Raw genomic sequence first — 14,438 nt, 5'->3', positions numbered from 1 at the left:
GGCCCGCCGTCAGGCGAGCGTCACGGTGATGTTCCCGCGGGTCGCCTTCGAGTACGGGCAGACCTCGTGCGCCTTCTCGATCAGCGACCGGGCGGCGGCAGGGTCGGCGTTCGGGATGTCCGCCGAGATCTCGACGATGATGCCGAACCCGTCCGCGTTGCGGCCGATGCCGACCTTCGCGGTGACGGTCGAGCCGGTGACGTCGGCGCCCTCCTTGCGGGCGACGACGCCGAGCGCGCCCTGGAAGCAGGCGCTGTAGCCGGCCGCGAACAGCTGCTCCGGGTTGGTCCCGGAGCCGCTGCCGCCCATCTCCTTCGGCGGGTTGACGACGACGTCGAGCCTGCCGTCGTCGGTGGCCACACGCCCGTCCCGGCCGTTCTCGGCGGTGGCGACGGCGGTGTACAGGACCTCAGCGGGTCGGATGGCAGCGCTGGGCATGGTCTTCCTCCTCGGTCCGCCGCGACTCGCGCCCACGATCCCGGCGGTTTCGGAAAGAAGTTACCGCACAACGGAAAGTCGCGAGAAGGGGCCGCGGGGACGAGAAGGAGGCCGCGGAGACGGGACCGGCGGGAGGAGGCCGCCGGAAGCGACGGCCGGTCGGCGACGGCCGGTCGGCGACCGGCCGGATTCAGAGCTTGACGATCATCTTCCCGGTGTTGTCGCCGCGCAGTACCCCGAGGAACGCCTCGAGGTTGTTCTCGATGCCCTCGACGACCGTCTCGGCGTACTTGAGCTCGCCGGAGCGGACCCAGGCGCCGACCTCCTGGACGAACTCGGGCTGGAGGTCGTAGTGGTCGCCGACCAGGAAGCCCTCGATGCGGCCGCGGGTCTGGATCAGCCGAGCCAGGTTCTTCGGGCCGGGGACCGGCTCGGTGCTGTTGTAGACCGAGATCATGCCGCAGACCGCGATCCGCCCACCGCGGTTGAGGGACCCGACGGCCGCCTCCAGGTGGTCGCCGCCCACGTTGTCGAAGTACACGTCGACGCCGTCCGGGGCGGCCGCCCGCAGCTGCTCGCCGACCGGCCCGTTCTTGTAGTTGAAGGCGGCGTCGAAGCCGTACTCCTCGACCAGGAGCTTGACCTTCTCATCGGATCCGGCGGAGCCGATGACCCGGGAGGCGCCCTTGAGCTTGGCGATCTGGCCCACCTGGCTGCCGACGGCACCGGCGGCGCCCGACACGAAGACGGAGTCGCCCTCCTTGAATCCGGCGACGCGCAGCAGACCAGCGTAGGCGGTGAGCCCGGTCATGCCGAGCGCGCCCAGGTAGGTCGACAGGGGCGCGGCCTGCGGGTCGACCTTCACGGCCTGCTTGGCGTCGACCGTGGCGTACTCACGCCAGCCGCCGAAGTGCAGCACGTGGTCACCGGGGGCGATGCCGTCGGCGGCGGAGGCGACGACCTCGCCGACGGCGCCGCCCTGCATGGCCTTGCCCAGCTCGAAGGGGGCGACGTAGGACTTGGCGGCACTCATCCGGCCGCGCATGTACGGGTCGACGGAGAGGTACTGGTTGCGTACGAGGACCTCACCGGGGCCGGGCTGCCGGATCTCCGCCTCGACCAGGGCGAAGTCCTCGGGCTTCGGCCAGCCGACCGGACGGCTGAGCAGCTGCCATTCACGGCTGGTGGCGGGGAGCGTGGGGGTGTCGGACATGGACCTGGGCCTTCCTCGCATGCTTCAAATACTTCAGTACCTGAAACAACCATGCTCCTGAATATTTCAGGATGTCAAGTAAAGGGGTACCCTGAAGTCATGCCCACCCCACCGCGGACGCGCCGTCCGGACGCCCTGACCATGGAAGTCGTCGAGCTGATCGGCGAGGTCGTGGCGCGGTTCTACGAGGACTACGAGGCGGCCGCCGGGGAGCACTCGCTGACCGGCGCCCAGGCCCGGCTGCTGAGCCTGCTCTCCCTGGAGCCGCTGCCCATGCGCAAGCTGGCCCAGAAGCTGAAGTGCGAGCCGTCGAACGTGACGGGCATCGTGGACCGCCTGGAGTCCCGCGGCCTGGTCGAGCGTCGCCCGGACCCGGCCGACCGGCGCGTGAAACTGGCGGCGGCGACGGCGGAGGGCGAACAGACCGCGCGCAGCCTCCGTGAGTCCCTGCGCTTCGCCCGGGAACCGCTCGCCGGGCTGAGCGAGGAGGAACGGGTGGTCATGCGGGGTCTGCTGCGCCGGATGCTGGGCGCGGACCCGGCGGCCGACCGGCCGTAGCGCACCGGGCGCCGGACCGCTCGGGCGGCCGGTCCCGTGAGGCCCGGCAGGGGCGGCCGGCGCTTCGGGGAAGGTCCCGCGAGGCGCGGCAGGAGCGGCCGGCACGTGGGCGGCGGGCCCCATAGAGCGGCACGGGCGGCCGACGGGAAGCCGGCGCGGTTCCCTCGGATTCCCGGTGCATCCGGCATCCGGCATGCGGCCGGCCGTGGCTCAGCCGGAACTCAGGTGCACCACCACAGGAATCGGTTGCACGTCTCGGAGGGCGTCGGGGTGGGGGTGGGGTCCGCGGACGTGGGGTCCGCCGACGGGGTCGTCGTCGGCCCGGGAGTCGTCGCCGGGGCCTGCGTGGAGGCCGTCGGAGTGGTGGCCGGGGACTGATTGCCCTCGGGGGTCTCCTCGGCGTCCTTCGACGCGTCGTCCGACGGGGACTCGGACACCGACGCGGAGGCCGAGGGGTCCGCGGAGGCCGAGGGCGACGTGGTTCCCGTCGCGTCGTCGAGAGGGGCGGCCGTCTCGGTCGCGTGCGCCTCACCCGAGGCGGAGCCCTCCGCCGACGCGTCGCCGCTCGCCGCCGACTTGTCGGAGGAGAAGCCGGGGGCGTCGACTCCCAGCTCGGCGAGGCTCAGCGCACCGGCCGCCAGGACGAATCCGGCGACGACCAGTACGGTGCGCCGGCGGCGCCGACGGTGAGCGGCCGCCTTGCGGTCACGCCGGCTGGTGACGGGCTCGTCGTCGGGTTCGGCGAAGTCGTCGTCGGTCTCGGGGAGACCGTCGGTCGCGGGGAGACGGTCAGCCTCGGGAAGGCCGTCGGTCTCGGAGTCGTCACCGGGGCGCTCGAAGTCGTCCGCCGCCGGCTCGTCGAGGTGCTCGGCGTCCTCCCGCCCCCGTCTTCGGCCGCCACGCCCCCGTTCCCGGCGTCGCGCGGCGCGGCCTCCGGGTTCGGCGGGCTCGGGATCGCCGCCCCCCTCGCCGCGCGCGTCCGGGTAGGACGACGCACCGGGGTCGGTCTCTTCCGCGTGCTCGCGGAGCTGTTCGGCAGGTGTGCCGCACCCCGGGCACGCGAGGGCGCCGTTGAGGTGCCGTCGGCACGGGTCGCAGTAGTCCATGACGCCGGAAGACTAAGTTCCCTTCGGGTAACGCCACTAGGGGTTGCTGTGAAAATTATGTGGGAGACCATGTTTAACGGCGTGGGAAGTTGCGCGAAGCACCCGAGGTCGCGCGAAGTGCCCGACATCGCCCCGAAACCGGACTGCGAAACTGTCGAAACCGTTATCTGTCCGACCCATTGACACCCCCACCGCCCCGTCCTTACTGTCACGCCAGCATTTCGAACGTGTGCCGAAATATCGAACACGCCGGAACGCCAGCCAACCGGTCCGACGAAGCAGCGAGGGGCAACCGCCGTGCGCATCACCGGAATCAGCACACACGTGGTCGGGACGCCGTGGCGCAACCTGACCTACGTCCAGGTGCACACCGACGAGGGCATCACCGGAGTCGGCGAGACCCGGATGCTGGGCCACACCGACGCGCTGATCGGCTACCTGCGCGAGGCCGAGGCCAACCACATTCTCGGCTCGGACCCGTTCGCTGTCGAGGACCTGATGCGCCGGATGAAGTACGGCGACTACGGGCGCGCGGGCGAGATCGTGATGTCCGGTATCGCCGTCGTCGAGATGGCCTGCTGGGACATCAAGGGCAAGGCGCTGGGCGTGCCGGTCTGGCAGTTGCTCGGCGGCAAGGTGACCGACAAGGTCAAGGCGTACGCCAACGGCTGGTACACGACGGAGCGCACCCCGGAGGCGTACCACAAGGCCGCCCGGACGGTCATGGAGCGCGGGTACCGGGCGCTGAAGATCGACCCCTTCGGCACCGGGCACTTCGAGCTGGACCATCAGCAGAGCCTGTACGCCGTCTCCCTCATCGAGGCGGTGCGGGACGCCATCGGCCCGGACGCCGAGCTGATGCTGGAGATGCACGGCCGCTTCTCCCCCGCCACCGCCATCCGGCTGGCCCGCGAGCTCGCGCCGTTCAAGCCCGCGTGGCTGGAGGAGCCGGTGCCGCCGGAGAACCTCAAGGCGCTGGAGAAGGTCGCGGCCAAGGTCGACATCCCGGTCGCCACCGGTGAGCGCATCCACGACCGGATCGAGTTCCGGGAGCTGTTCGAGAGCCAGGCCGTCGACATCATCCAGCCGGACGTCGGCCACCTGGGCGGCATCTGGGAGACCCGGAAGCTGGCCGCGACCGCCGAGGCCCACTACGTGCTGGTCGCCCCGCACAACGTCGGCGGCCCGGTGCTGACAGCGGCCTCCCTCCAGGTCGGCTTCACCTCGCCGAACTTCAAGATCCTGGAGCACTTCAACGACTTCGCGGACGCGGACATCAAGAAGGTCGTCAAGGGTGCCCCGCAGGTCGTCGACGGGTACTTCCACCTCTCCGACGCGCCGGGGCTCGGCGTCGAGCTCGACGTCGACGCCGCCGCCGAGTTCCCGCAGCAGCAGGCCCGGTTCGACCTGTGGGCCGAGGGCTGGGAGCAGCGCAAGCCGAAGGGCGGCGGGCAGTGAGCGCCGCCGTCGTCGTCGAGGGGCCCGGCGAGCACCGGATCGTCGCGCACGAGCCGCGCCGGCCGGCGGCCGGGGAGGCCCTGGTGCGCGTGCACGCCACGGGGATCTGCGGCAGCGACCGCGAGCTGTACCAGGGCAACCGGCCCGAGGGCTACGTCCGCTACCCGCTCACTCCCGGCCACGAGTGGTCGGGGACGGTGGAGGCGGTCGGCGCCGGGGTGCCCGGGTCGCTGGTCGGCCGGAAGGTGGTGGGCGAGGGCTTTCGCAACTGCCAGGTCTGCGACCGCTGTCACGCGGGCGAGACGACGCTGTGCACCGACGGGTACGAGGAGACCGGCTTCACCCAGCCGGGGGCCATGGCCACCACCCTCACCCTGCCGGCCCGGCTGCTGCACGCCCTGCCGGACGACGCCGACCTGACCGCCGCCGCCCTGCTGGAGCCGGCCGCCTGTGTCGCGGCCGCCGCGCTCAAGGCGAACGCGCGGCCGGGCGAGCGGGTCGCGGTGGTCGGCACCGGGACGCTGGGCATGTTCGCCGTGCAGTTCCTGACGGCGGGGTCCCCGGCCGAGCTGCTCGTCGTCGGCACCCGTGACGACCGGGCGGCGCTCTCCCGGCGGTTCGGGGCCACCGACTTCCGCACGAAGGACCAGGAGCTGCCCGACGACTTCGACGTGGTGATCGAGACGGCCGGTTCGGCGTCCGCCGCGCGCACCGCCGCCGCCCTGCTCCGGCGCGGCGGACGGCTGGTCCTGACGGGGATCCCGGCGCCGGGCGCGGACGGCCTCGACCCGACCGACCTGGTCGTACGGCAGTTGGAGGTGCACACGGTCTTCGGCGCGCCGCCGGACGCCTGGGCGCACACGGTGCGGGTCTTCGCGGCCGGGCTGCTCGATCCGCTGCCGCTGGTCACGCACGAGCTGCCGCTGGCCGAGTTCTCCGCGGCGATCGAACTGGTGGGTTCCGGCGACCCGAAGGTCGGCAAGGTCCTGCTCCGCCCCTAGCCGTAGGCCGGTACGGGGGCGAACTGACCGCTCCCGTACCGGCGTACACCCCGGCCTTTCCGTACCCAGAGCCGCGAACCACGTCCGAAATACCGAACAAGAAGGACAGCTGTGACCGACGCTTCCGCCCCGGCAGCCCGTCGACCCGGCGAGCAGGCGCTCGCCGCGCTCGGCCTGGGCGCGCCCGCCCTCGACCCCGCCGACGCCTCGCCCCACAGTTTTCCGGGCGGGGGCCGCTGGCGCACCGAGATCCCCTCGTGCGAGGGTCCCGAGGCGCTGGCCGTCGTCCTGAAGGAAGCCTCGCGCCTGGACGTGCCGATCCACCGGATCAGCCAGGGCAGCGGTGTGTGGATGCTGACCGACGCCGAGATCACCGAGATGGCCGACGCGACCGCCGAGCGGGACATCGAGCTCTGCCTGTTCACCGGCCCGCGCGGCACCTGGGACATCGGCGGCTCGGTCCGTACCGACTCGCGCGGCGGGGGGACGCGTGCCCGCGGCCACGACGCGGTCGCCGGCTGCGTCGAGGACGCCGTCCGCGCCACCGAACTGGGCGTCAAGTGCCTCCTGGTCGCCGACGAGGGCGTGCTGTGGACGCTGCACCGGGCCCGTCTGGCCGGCATCCTCCCGGCGGACACCACGCTGAAGGTGTCCGCGCTCATCGGCCCGGTCAACCCGGCCGCGTACGCGGTGTTCGAGGGGCTGGGCGCCGACTCGGTCAACGTGCCCAGCGACCTGACGCTCGATCACCTCACCGAGATCCGGCGGACGTCGGCCGCCCCGATGGACATGTACATCGAGGCCCCCGACGACCTCGGCGGCTATGTGCGGATGTACGAGGTCGCCGAGCTGATCCGGCGCGGCGCACCGCTCTACCTGAAGTTCGGTCTGTCCAAGGCGCCCGGCATCTACCCGTGGGGCACCCATCTGCGGGACGTGACCCTGGACACCGCCCGGGAGCGGGTACGGCGCGGCCGGCTCGCCCTGGACCTGCTCGCCCGGCACGGCGCGGACGGCGACATGGCGCCGCTCGGCTCCCGGCTGCCCGGAACGCTCCACCGCTTTCCCGTCGACGCCCTCCAGGCGTGACACCTCCCCGTGTGACCCCTCCCGTGTGACCCCTCTCAACGACGAGAAGAACAAGGACTGATCACCATGCGCAATCGCAGAGCCGCCCTCGCCGCCACGGCCGCAGCCGCCTCCCTCGCCCTCACCCTCTCCGCCTGCGGCCAGAGCAGTGACGGCGGCAGCAAGGAGGACAAGGACAGCGGCAAGGGCGGGACCATCGGCATCGCGATGCCGACCAAGTCGTCCGAGCGCTGGATCGCCGACGGCGACAACGTCGTCAAGGACCTGGAGGCCAAGGGCTACAAGACCAAGCTGGTCTTCGGCGAGGACGACCCCGACCAGCAGGTCTCGCAGATCGAGAACCTGATCACGCAGGGCGTCAAGGCGCTGATCGTGGCGGCCATCGACAACAAGTCGCTGAACAACGTGCTCCAGCAGGCCGCGGACGCGCACATCCCGGTCATCGCCTACGACCGGCTGATCCTCGGCACGAAGAACGTCGACTACTACGCGTCCTTCGACAACACCAAGGTCGGTGAGCTCCAGGCCGGCTACATCGTCGACAAGCTCGGTCTGGCGAGCGGCAAGGGCCCGTTCAACATCGAGCTGTTCGCCGGCTCCAACGACGACAACAACACCAAGTACTTCTTCAACGGCGCGATGAGCGTGCTCCAGCCGTACATCGACAGCAAGAAGCTCGTCGTCCAGTCCGGCCAGACCGGCCTCACCCAGGTCACCACCCTGCGCTGGGACGGCGCCACCGCGCAGAAGCGCATGGACGACATCCTCACCAAGTCGTACAAGAGCCAGAAGGTCGACGCGGTCCTCTCGCCGTACGACGGGATCTCGATCGGCATCCTGTCGGCGCTGAAGTCGGACGACTACGGCTCCAAGAGCAAGCCGCTGCCGGTCCTCACGGGCCAGGACGCCGAACTGGCCTCGGTGAAGTCGATCATCGCGGGCGATCAGACGCAGACCGTCTACAAGGACCTCCGTGAACTGGCCAAGGTCGCCTCGAACATGGTCGACGCGGTCCTCAACGACAAGAAGCCGGAGACCAACGACACCAAGACCTACGACAACGGCTCGAAGGTCGTGCCCGCCTACCTGCTCCAGCCGGTGAGCGTCGACAAGTCCAACTACCAGCAGGTCCTGGTGGACGGCGGCTACTACACGGCGAACGAGCTCAAGTAACCGCCGGTCCCACTGATCTCTCACTGATTGGAAGGCACGACCATGGCGGGACCCGTCCTGGAAATGCGCTCGATCGTCAAGACCTTTCCCGGCGTCAAGGCGCTGTCGGACGTCACGCTGACCGTCCGCCAGGGCGAGGTCCACGCCATCTGCGGGGAGAACGGCGCCGGCAAGTCGACCCTGATGAAGGTCCTCTCCGGCGTCCACCCGCACGGCACGTACGAGGGCGAGATCCTCTTCGAGGGTGACGTCTGCCGCTTCAGGGACATCCGGGCGAGCGAGCAGCACGGCATCGTGATCATCCACCAGGAGCTGGCGCTGGTGCCGTTCCTCTCCCTCGCGGAGAACATCTTCCTCGGCAACGAGCACGCCAAGGGCGGGCTCATCGACTGGAACCAGACCCTGCGGCACGCCACCGAACTGCTGCGCCGGGTCGGTCTCGGCGACCACCCGGAGACCCGGGTCGCCGACATCGGCGTGGGCAAGCAGCAACTGGTGGAGATCGCGAAGGCGCTGTCGAAGAAGGTGAAGCTGCTCATCCTCGACGAGCCGACCGCGGCGCTGAACGACGAGGACAGCGGCAAGCTCCTGGACCTCATCCTGGAGCTGAAGAACCAGGGCATCACCTCGATCATCATCTCCCACAAGCTCAACGAGATCCGCCGGGTCGCCGACTCGGTGACGATCCTGCGCGACGGGCGGTCCATCGAGACGCTCGACGTGAAGGCGCCGGAGACCACCGAGGACCGGATCATCAGCGGCATGGTCGGCCGCGATCTCGACCACCGCTTCCCCGAACGCACCCCGCACGAGGCGCGGGAGGGCGCGGCGCCGGCCCTGGAGATCCGCGGCTGGACCGTGCACCACCCGATCGACCAGCAGCGCAAGGTGGTCGACGACGTGTCGGTGCAGGTGCGGCGCGGGGAGATCGTCGGCATCGCCGGTCTGATGGGCGCCGGCCGCACCGAACTGGCGATGAGCGTCTTCGGGCGGTCCTACGGCAGGTACGCGGGCGGCACGGTCCTCAAGGACGGCACGGAGATCCGTACGAAGACCGTCGCGCAGGCGGTCCGGCACGGCGTCGCGTACGTCACGGAGGACCGCAAGCACTACGGCCTCAACCTCATCGACACCATCAACCGCAACATCTCGCTGACCGCCCTCACCAAGGTCGCCCAGCGGGGCGTGGTGGACGAGCACGAGGAGCGCCAGGTCGCCGAGCGCTACCGCACGTCGATGAACATCAAGGCCCCGACCGTGTTCGAGCCGGTGGGCAAGCTGTCCGGCGGCAACCAGCAGAAGGTCGTCCTCAGCAAGTGGATCTTCGCGGGTCCCGATGTGCTGATCCTGGACGAGCCGACCCGCGGGATCGACGTGGGCGCCAAGTTCGAGATCTACACGGTCATCGACAAGCTGGCCGCCGAGGGCAAGGCGATCATCTTCATCTCCTCCGAGCTGCCCGAACTGCTCGGCATGTGCGACCGCATCTACACCATGGCCGCGGGGCGGCTCACCGGCGAGTTCTCGCGGGCCGAGGCCACGCAGGAAGTGCTGATGCGTCAGATGACGAAGGACAAAGAGGTAACGCGATGAGCACCGATGTGACCAACGTCCCGGCCGAGGCGCCGCCGGGAAGGAGCGGTGGCGGCGGCACCGGGGAGAACCTGCTGCGGCTGATGCTCGACGGCCTGCGCCGGAACATGCGCCAGTACGGCATGCTGATCGCCCTCGGCCTGATCGTCGTGCTCTTCGCCGTGTGGACCGACGGCGACCTTCTGCTGCCGCGCAACGTCTCCAACCTGGTCCTCCAGAACAGCTACATCCTGATCCTCGCGATCGGCATGATGCTGGTGATCATCGCGGGCCACATCGATCTGTCGGTCGGTTCGCTGACCGCGTTCGTGGGCGCGTTCGCGGCGGTGCTGACCGTGCAGAACGGCGTGCCGTGGCCCGCCGCCCTGGTGCTGTGTCTGCTGGTGGGCGCGGTGGCGGGCTCCTTGCAGGGCTTCCTGATCGCCTATCTCGGCATACCGTCGTTCATCGTCACCCTCGCCGGGATGCTGCTCTTCCGCGGGCTCACGGAGATCCTGCTCAAGGGCCAGACCCTCGGCCCGTTCCCGGACGGTCTGCAGAAGATGGGCAACGGCTTCCTCCCCGAGGCCGGCCCGCACACCAACTACCACAACATCACGCTGCTGCTGGGCCTCGCGGTGATCGTCTTCGTGGTCCTCCAGGAGGTCCGCGACCGCAGGCGCCAGCAGGAGTTCTCGCTGGACGTGCTGCCGGCCAGGCTGTTCCTGCTGAAGCTGGTCGCGCTGGTCGCGGCGGTGCTCACCGTCACGATGCTGCTCGCCAGCTACAAGGGCGCCCCGATCGTGCTGCTGATCCTCGGCGTGCTGGTGGTCGGCTACGGCTACGTCATGCGCAACGCCGTCTTCGGCCGTCACATCTACGCGATCGGCGGCAACCTCCCGGCGGCGAAACTGTCGGGCGTCAAGGACAAGAAGGTCACCTTCTACGTCTTCCTGAACATGGGCATGCTCGCGGCCCTGGCGGGTCTGGTGGTCGCCGCCCGCCTGAACGCGTCCTCTCCGAAGGCCGGCCTGAACTTCGAACTCGAGGCGATCGCCTCCTCGTTCATCGGTGGCGCGTCCATGAGCGGCGGTGTGGGCACCGTCCTCGGCGCGATCATCGGTGGTCTGGTCCTCGGCGTGCTGAACAACGGCATGAACCTCCTCAGCGTCGGCACCGACTGGCAACAGGTCATCAAGGGCCTGGCCCTGCTGGCCGCGGTCGGGTTCGACGTGTGGAACAAGCGCAAGTCCGGTTCGTAACTCAGCCGGGCCCCACCCGGTGGTGGGGCCCTCCATCTGCAGGAGCCGCACATGGACATGAGCAGACGTACGGTCATCGCGGGAGCGGCGGCAGCGGGTCTCACCGCCGCCGCCATGGGTACCGCCCACGCCTCGGGCGCCAGGAGGCCGGTGCGGGAGCTCTTCGGCACCCTCACCGACGGAACCAAGGTCCACCGCTGGTCGCTGGAGAACGGCGGCACCCGGCTGAAGGTGCTGTCCTACGGCGGCATCGTCAACGCCCTGGAGATCCCGGACCGCCACGGCCGGTACCGCAACGTCTCCCTCGGCTTCGCCACCATCGAGGACTACGTCGCCAAGAGCCCGTACTTCGGCGCCCTGATCGGCCGTTACGGCAACCGCATCGGCAAGGGGCGGTTCACCCTCGACGGCACGGCCCACCAGGTCAGCGTCAACGACGGCGTGAACAGCCTGCACGGCGGCACCCAGGGCTTCGACAAGCGCGTCTGGGACGTCGAGCCCTTCACCAAGGGCTCCGACGTCGGCCTGCACCTGCACTACGTCAGCATCGACGGCGAGATGGGCTACCCCGGCACGCTCCGTGTGAAGGTCACCTACACCCTCACCCGGTCCGGCGACTGGCGCGTCGACTACGAGGCGACCACCGACAAGGCCACCGTCGTCAACCTCACCAGCCATGTGTACTGGAACCTCGCCGGCGAGGGCAGCGGCTCGGTCTACGACCACGAGCTGTCCATCGCCGCCGCCCGCTACACGCCGGTCGACTCGGGGCTGATCCCCACGGGCGAGCTGGCCAAGGTCGCGGGCACCCCGTTCGACTTCCGCCGCACCAAGGCGGTCGGCGAGGACATCCGGGTCGCGAACCAGCAACTGCTGTACGGCAAGGGCATCGACCACAACTGGGTCCTCGACAAGGGCGTCACCGCGAGGCCCGTGCACGTCGCGGCCCTGCGGGACCCGTCCTCGGGCCGCTCCCTGAAGATCGCGACGACCGAACCCGGTCTCCAGTTCTACTCGGGCAACTTCCTCGACGGAACGCTCGTCGGGGGCGGCGGCCGCATCTACCGCCAGGGGGACGCCCTCTGCCTGGAGACGCAGCACTTCCCGGACTCGCCGAACAAGCCGTCGTTCCCCTCGACGGTGCTGCGCCCCGGCCAGACATACCGGACCTCTACCGTCCACACGTTCGACGCGTAAGTCCAAAACCCAAGAAGTCACACTTCTTTCACAAGAGTTGAACAGCGCCTCGCGCACCTCCGTATGTAAGGGCGGCCCGTGCTCCCCCGCGCGGGCCACCCAATGACGACGGGCCCGGTCGTCCCCGCCGGGCCCGCCCCATATGGAGGTTCCATGGCCGACAACGTCACCTCGTTGTTCCGCAGCACAGCGGCACACAGCCCGTCGATGGCGGCGCTGACGCGGGAGGGCGACGGATCGGGCCCCGTGGACTTCTGTATCCCCTGCAACCCCTATTTCCCCACCCCGGCGATGTTCGACGAGATGGCCTCCCGGCTGCGCGACATCATCACGTACTACCCGAGCGGCGCCGACACGATCACCGGCGAGCTGTGCAACCTGCTCCAGCTTCCGCCCCAGTGCGTGGCGATGGGCAACGGCTCCACCGAGCTCATCACCTGGATCGACCACCTGCTGGTCCGCGAGTCCCTCGCCATCCCCGTCCCCACCTTCGGCCGCTGGACCGACCAGCCGATGGAGACCGGCAAGCGCGTCGACATGTTCCCGCTCCAGGAGTCCAGCGGCTTCGCCCTGGACCTCGCGCAGTACGCCGAGTTCATCCGCAAGCGTGGCACCCGGGTCGCCGTCATCTGCAACCCGAACAACCCCGACGGCGGCTTCCTGCACAAGCAGGCGCTGGTCCAGTTCATGGACGCGATGGCCGACCTCGACCTGGTCGTCATCGACGAGTCGTTCCTGGAGTTCGCGGACGCGGAGGCGGAGCCGAGCGTCGTGCAGGAGGCGATGCTGCGTCCGAACGTCATCGTGCTGCGCAGCCTCGGCAAGAACTTCGGCCTGCACGGCATCCGCTTCGGCTACCTGGTCGCCAACCCGTCGCTGGCCGGCCGGGTCCGCTCCATGCTGCCCAAGTGGAACCTCAACGCGTTCGCCGAGCACGTGGTGTTCATGCTCAAGGAGCACGGCGCCGAGTACGCGCAGAGCCTCCATCAGGTCCGCCGTGACCGTCTGGACATGGCCGGCCAGCTCGCCGCGCTGCCCGGCCTGACCGTCTACCCCTCCCAGGGCAACTTCCTCTTCGTGCGCCTTCCCGTCGGCGCCGAGGGCACGGTGGTCCGGGACCGGATGCTGACCGAGCACCGGATCCTGGTCCGCGAGTGCGGCAACAAGGTCGGTTCGTCCAGCCGCTTCCTGCGTCTCGTGGTGCGCCCCCAGGTCGACGTGCGTCGCCTGGTGTCCGGCCTGGAACAGGTGCTCTACGGGACCAGGAGGGGAGCCGCCGTGCCCGAGCCTGCCACCGGCATCAACTACAGCTCGGGCACGGCGGCCGTGGACCGCCTGGTCAGCGCGACGAACGGAGCGGGTATCCCGGGCCTCGCCGCCCAGGCCATGGCCGTCGGCATGCCGGCCGCGCCGCAGGGCGGCCAGTCCATGGGCTCGGGCATGCCCATGCCCGCGGTGGCACAGGCGGCTCCGCAGCAGGTTCCCCAGCAGGTCGCGCCGCAGATCCCGCAGCAGATTCCCCAGCAGATTCCCCAGCAGGTGCCGCCCCAGATCCCGCAGCAGATCCCGCAGCCGATGATGGCGCCGGTCCCGGCCCAGTTCCCCGCGCAGATCCCGGCCGCCGCCCAGATGCCGGTGCCGGCTCCGGCTCCGGTCCCCGCGCCGATGACCGGCCCGACCCCGCCCGGTGTCCCGGCCCGCGGCGGCCTCACCGCGGCCCAGGTCAGGGGCACGAACGGCCTCACCCCGGCCCCGGCGACGGGCTGGCCGAGCGCCCAGAGCTGGCCGAACGCGGCGGGCATGGGCCAGACGGGCTGACGCCTTCCTCCCAGGTGCCCCGCACCGGCCCGCGCGCCCGGACCGGGGCGAGCCGGCCCGGCAGGTCCACCTCGGCCCGTACGGTCTTCCCCGGCGGCGGCTCCCGGTCCACCACCTCCCACCGGGCCGCGAGCGCCGACACCAGGACGAGCCCGCGCCCCGAGTCCGCGAGCGGCGGGGCGGGCCGTACGTCCGCCGGTCCCGGCGGGCGGGGATCGCCACGGGTGTCCGTCACCTCCACCCGTACGCACTCCGCGCCGAGCGAGAGCCGCAGCTCGAAGTCGCGGCCCGGCACCCGCCCGTGCGTCACCGCGTTCGCCGCCAGCTCGGCGACGATCACGGCGACGGCGTCGGACACGTCCGTGCCGTGCGGGACGCCCCAGGCGTGCAACTGGTTCACGGCGAGCCGCCGGGCGAGGCGGGCACCTCGCGGGGTGGCGCTGAGGCGTTGGGTGAACACACGTACGGTGACGGGTCTTTGCTGGGTCATGCCCCCCAATCTGGCGCCCCCGGCGGCCGTTTCTCCAGGCTGACACCGCGTACGCCGGTGCAG

The 14,438-nt window shown here is 70.3% G+C and carries 13 protein-coding genes; 9 read left to right on the top strand and 4 right to left on the bottom strand.

Features of this window, described 5'->3' with window-relative positions:
* Positions 1 to 9 precede the first annotated feature (9 nt).
* Together ACWCQK_RS16360 and ACWCQK_RS16355 are read right to left on the bottom strand one after the other, a co-directional pair.
* On the bottom strand, positions 10 to 438 hold the full coding sequence (locus ACWCQK_RS16360; protein ID WP_451155811.1) for an organic hydroperoxide resistance protein: 429 nt from the start codon (positions 436 to 438) through the stop codon (positions 10 to 12).
* 190 nt (positions 439 to 628) lie between these two features.
* Positions 629 to 1,651: an NADP-dependent oxidoreductase gene (locus tag ACWCQK_RS16355; RefSeq protein WP_451155810.1), complete on the bottom strand. Its 1,023-nt coding sequence runs from the start codon at positions 1,649 to 1,651 to the stop codon at positions 629 to 631.
* Between the two features lie 99 nt (positions 1,652 to 1,750).
* On the opposite strand from ACWCQK_RS16355, the gene ACWCQK_RS16350 reads away from it, so the two are divergent.
* Positions 1,751 to 2,209: a MarR family winged helix-turn-helix transcriptional regulator gene (locus ACWCQK_RS16350; RefSeq protein ID WP_451155809.1), complete on the top strand. Its 459-nt coding sequence runs from the start codon at positions 1,751 to 1,753 to the stop codon at positions 2,207 to 2,209.
* 221 nt (positions 2,210 to 2,430) lie between these two features.
* Here the strand turns inward: ACWCQK_RS16350 and ACWCQK_RS16345 are convergent, their stop codons facing one another.
* A complete protein-coding gene (locus ACWCQK_RS16345) occupies positions 2,431 to 3,315 on the bottom strand; it encodes an SCO2400 family protein (protein WP_451155808.1) in 885 nt (294 codons plus the stop codon).
* Between the two features lie 297 nt (positions 3,316 to 3,612).
* Between ACWCQK_RS16345 and ACWCQK_RS16340 the strand changes: the two genes are divergently transcribed.
* The 8 genes from ACWCQK_RS16340 to ACWCQK_RS16305 all read left to right on the top strand — a co-directional run bounded on the left by ACWCQK_RS16340 (position 3,613) and on the right by ACWCQK_RS16305 (position 13,885).
* Entirely contained in the window at positions 3,613 to 4,773 is a 1,161-nt protein-coding gene (locus ACWCQK_RS16340; RefSeq protein ID WP_451155807.1) for a mandelate racemase/muconate lactonizing enzyme family protein, read from the top strand.
* Positions 4,770 to 5,774 (top strand): zinc-dependent alcohol dehydrogenase, encoded by a 1,005-nt coding sequence (locus tag ACWCQK_RS16335; RefSeq protein ID WP_451155806.1) that lies wholly within the window; start codon positions 4,770 to 4,772, stop codon positions 5,772 to 5,774. The genes ACWCQK_RS16340 and ACWCQK_RS16335 overlap by 4 nt, the downstream gene beginning before the upstream one ends.
* 111 nt (positions 5,775 to 5,885) lie before the next feature.
* Positions 5,886 to 6,863, top strand: a complete 978-nt coding sequence (locus tag ACWCQK_RS16330; protein WP_451155805.1) for a hypothetical protein — start codon at positions 5,886 to 5,888, stop codon at positions 6,861 to 6,863.
* Positions 6,864 to 6,929: 66 nt separating this feature from the next.
* Entirely contained in the window at positions 6,930 to 8,036 is a 1,107-nt protein-coding gene (gene chvE, locus ACWCQK_RS16325) for a multiple monosaccharide ABC transporter substrate-binding protein (RefSeq protein WP_451155804.1), read from the top strand.
* 42 nt (positions 8,037 to 8,078) lie between these two features.
* Positions 8,079 to 9,629: a multiple monosaccharide ABC transporter ATP-binding protein gene (gene mmsA, locus ACWCQK_RS16320; RefSeq protein ID WP_451155803.1), complete on the top strand. Its 1,551-nt coding sequence runs from the start codon at positions 8,079 to 8,081 to the stop codon at positions 9,627 to 9,629.
* Complete coding sequence (gene mmsB, locus ACWCQK_RS16315) at positions 9,626 to 10,870, top strand: multiple monosaccharide ABC transporter permease (RefSeq protein ID WP_451155802.1); 1,245 nt, start codon at positions 9,626 to 9,628, stop codon at positions 10,868 to 10,870. Before mmsA ends, mmsB begins: the two co-directional genes overlap by 4 nt.
* Before the next feature lie 51 nt (positions 10,871 to 10,921).
* Positions 10,922 to 12,067 carry an aldose epimerase family protein gene (locus ACWCQK_RS16310; RefSeq protein ID WP_451155801.1) on the top strand — a complete coding sequence of 382 codons (1,146 nt, stop codon included), beginning with the start codon at positions 10,922 to 10,924 and terminating at the stop codon, positions 12,065 to 12,067.
* 153 nt (positions 12,068 to 12,220) lie between these two features.
* On the top strand, positions 12,221 to 13,885 hold the full coding sequence (locus ACWCQK_RS16305) for a pyridoxal phosphate-dependent aminotransferase (protein ID WP_451155800.1): 1,665 nt from the start codon (positions 12,221 to 12,223) through the stop codon (positions 13,883 to 13,885).
* On the opposite strand, the gene ACWCQK_RS16300 is transcribed toward ACWCQK_RS16305, so the two are convergent.
* The gene (locus ACWCQK_RS16300; protein WP_451155799.1) at positions 13,809 to 14,375 is read right to left on the bottom strand and encodes an ATP-binding protein; all 567 of its coding nucleotides are present in this window, start codon (positions 14,373 to 14,375) and stop codon (positions 13,809 to 13,811) included. The two genes, ACWCQK_RS16305 and ACWCQK_RS16300, sit on opposite strands and share 77 nt — an antisense overlap.
* Positions 14,376 to 14,438: the final 63 nt, after the last annotated feature.

The sequence above is a fragment of the Streptomyces sp. NPDC002306 genome (genome assembly GCF_053593435.1).
The sequence above is the reverse complement of the archived record's forward strand: the minus strand, read 5'-3'. Positions and strand labels throughout refer to the sequence as shown.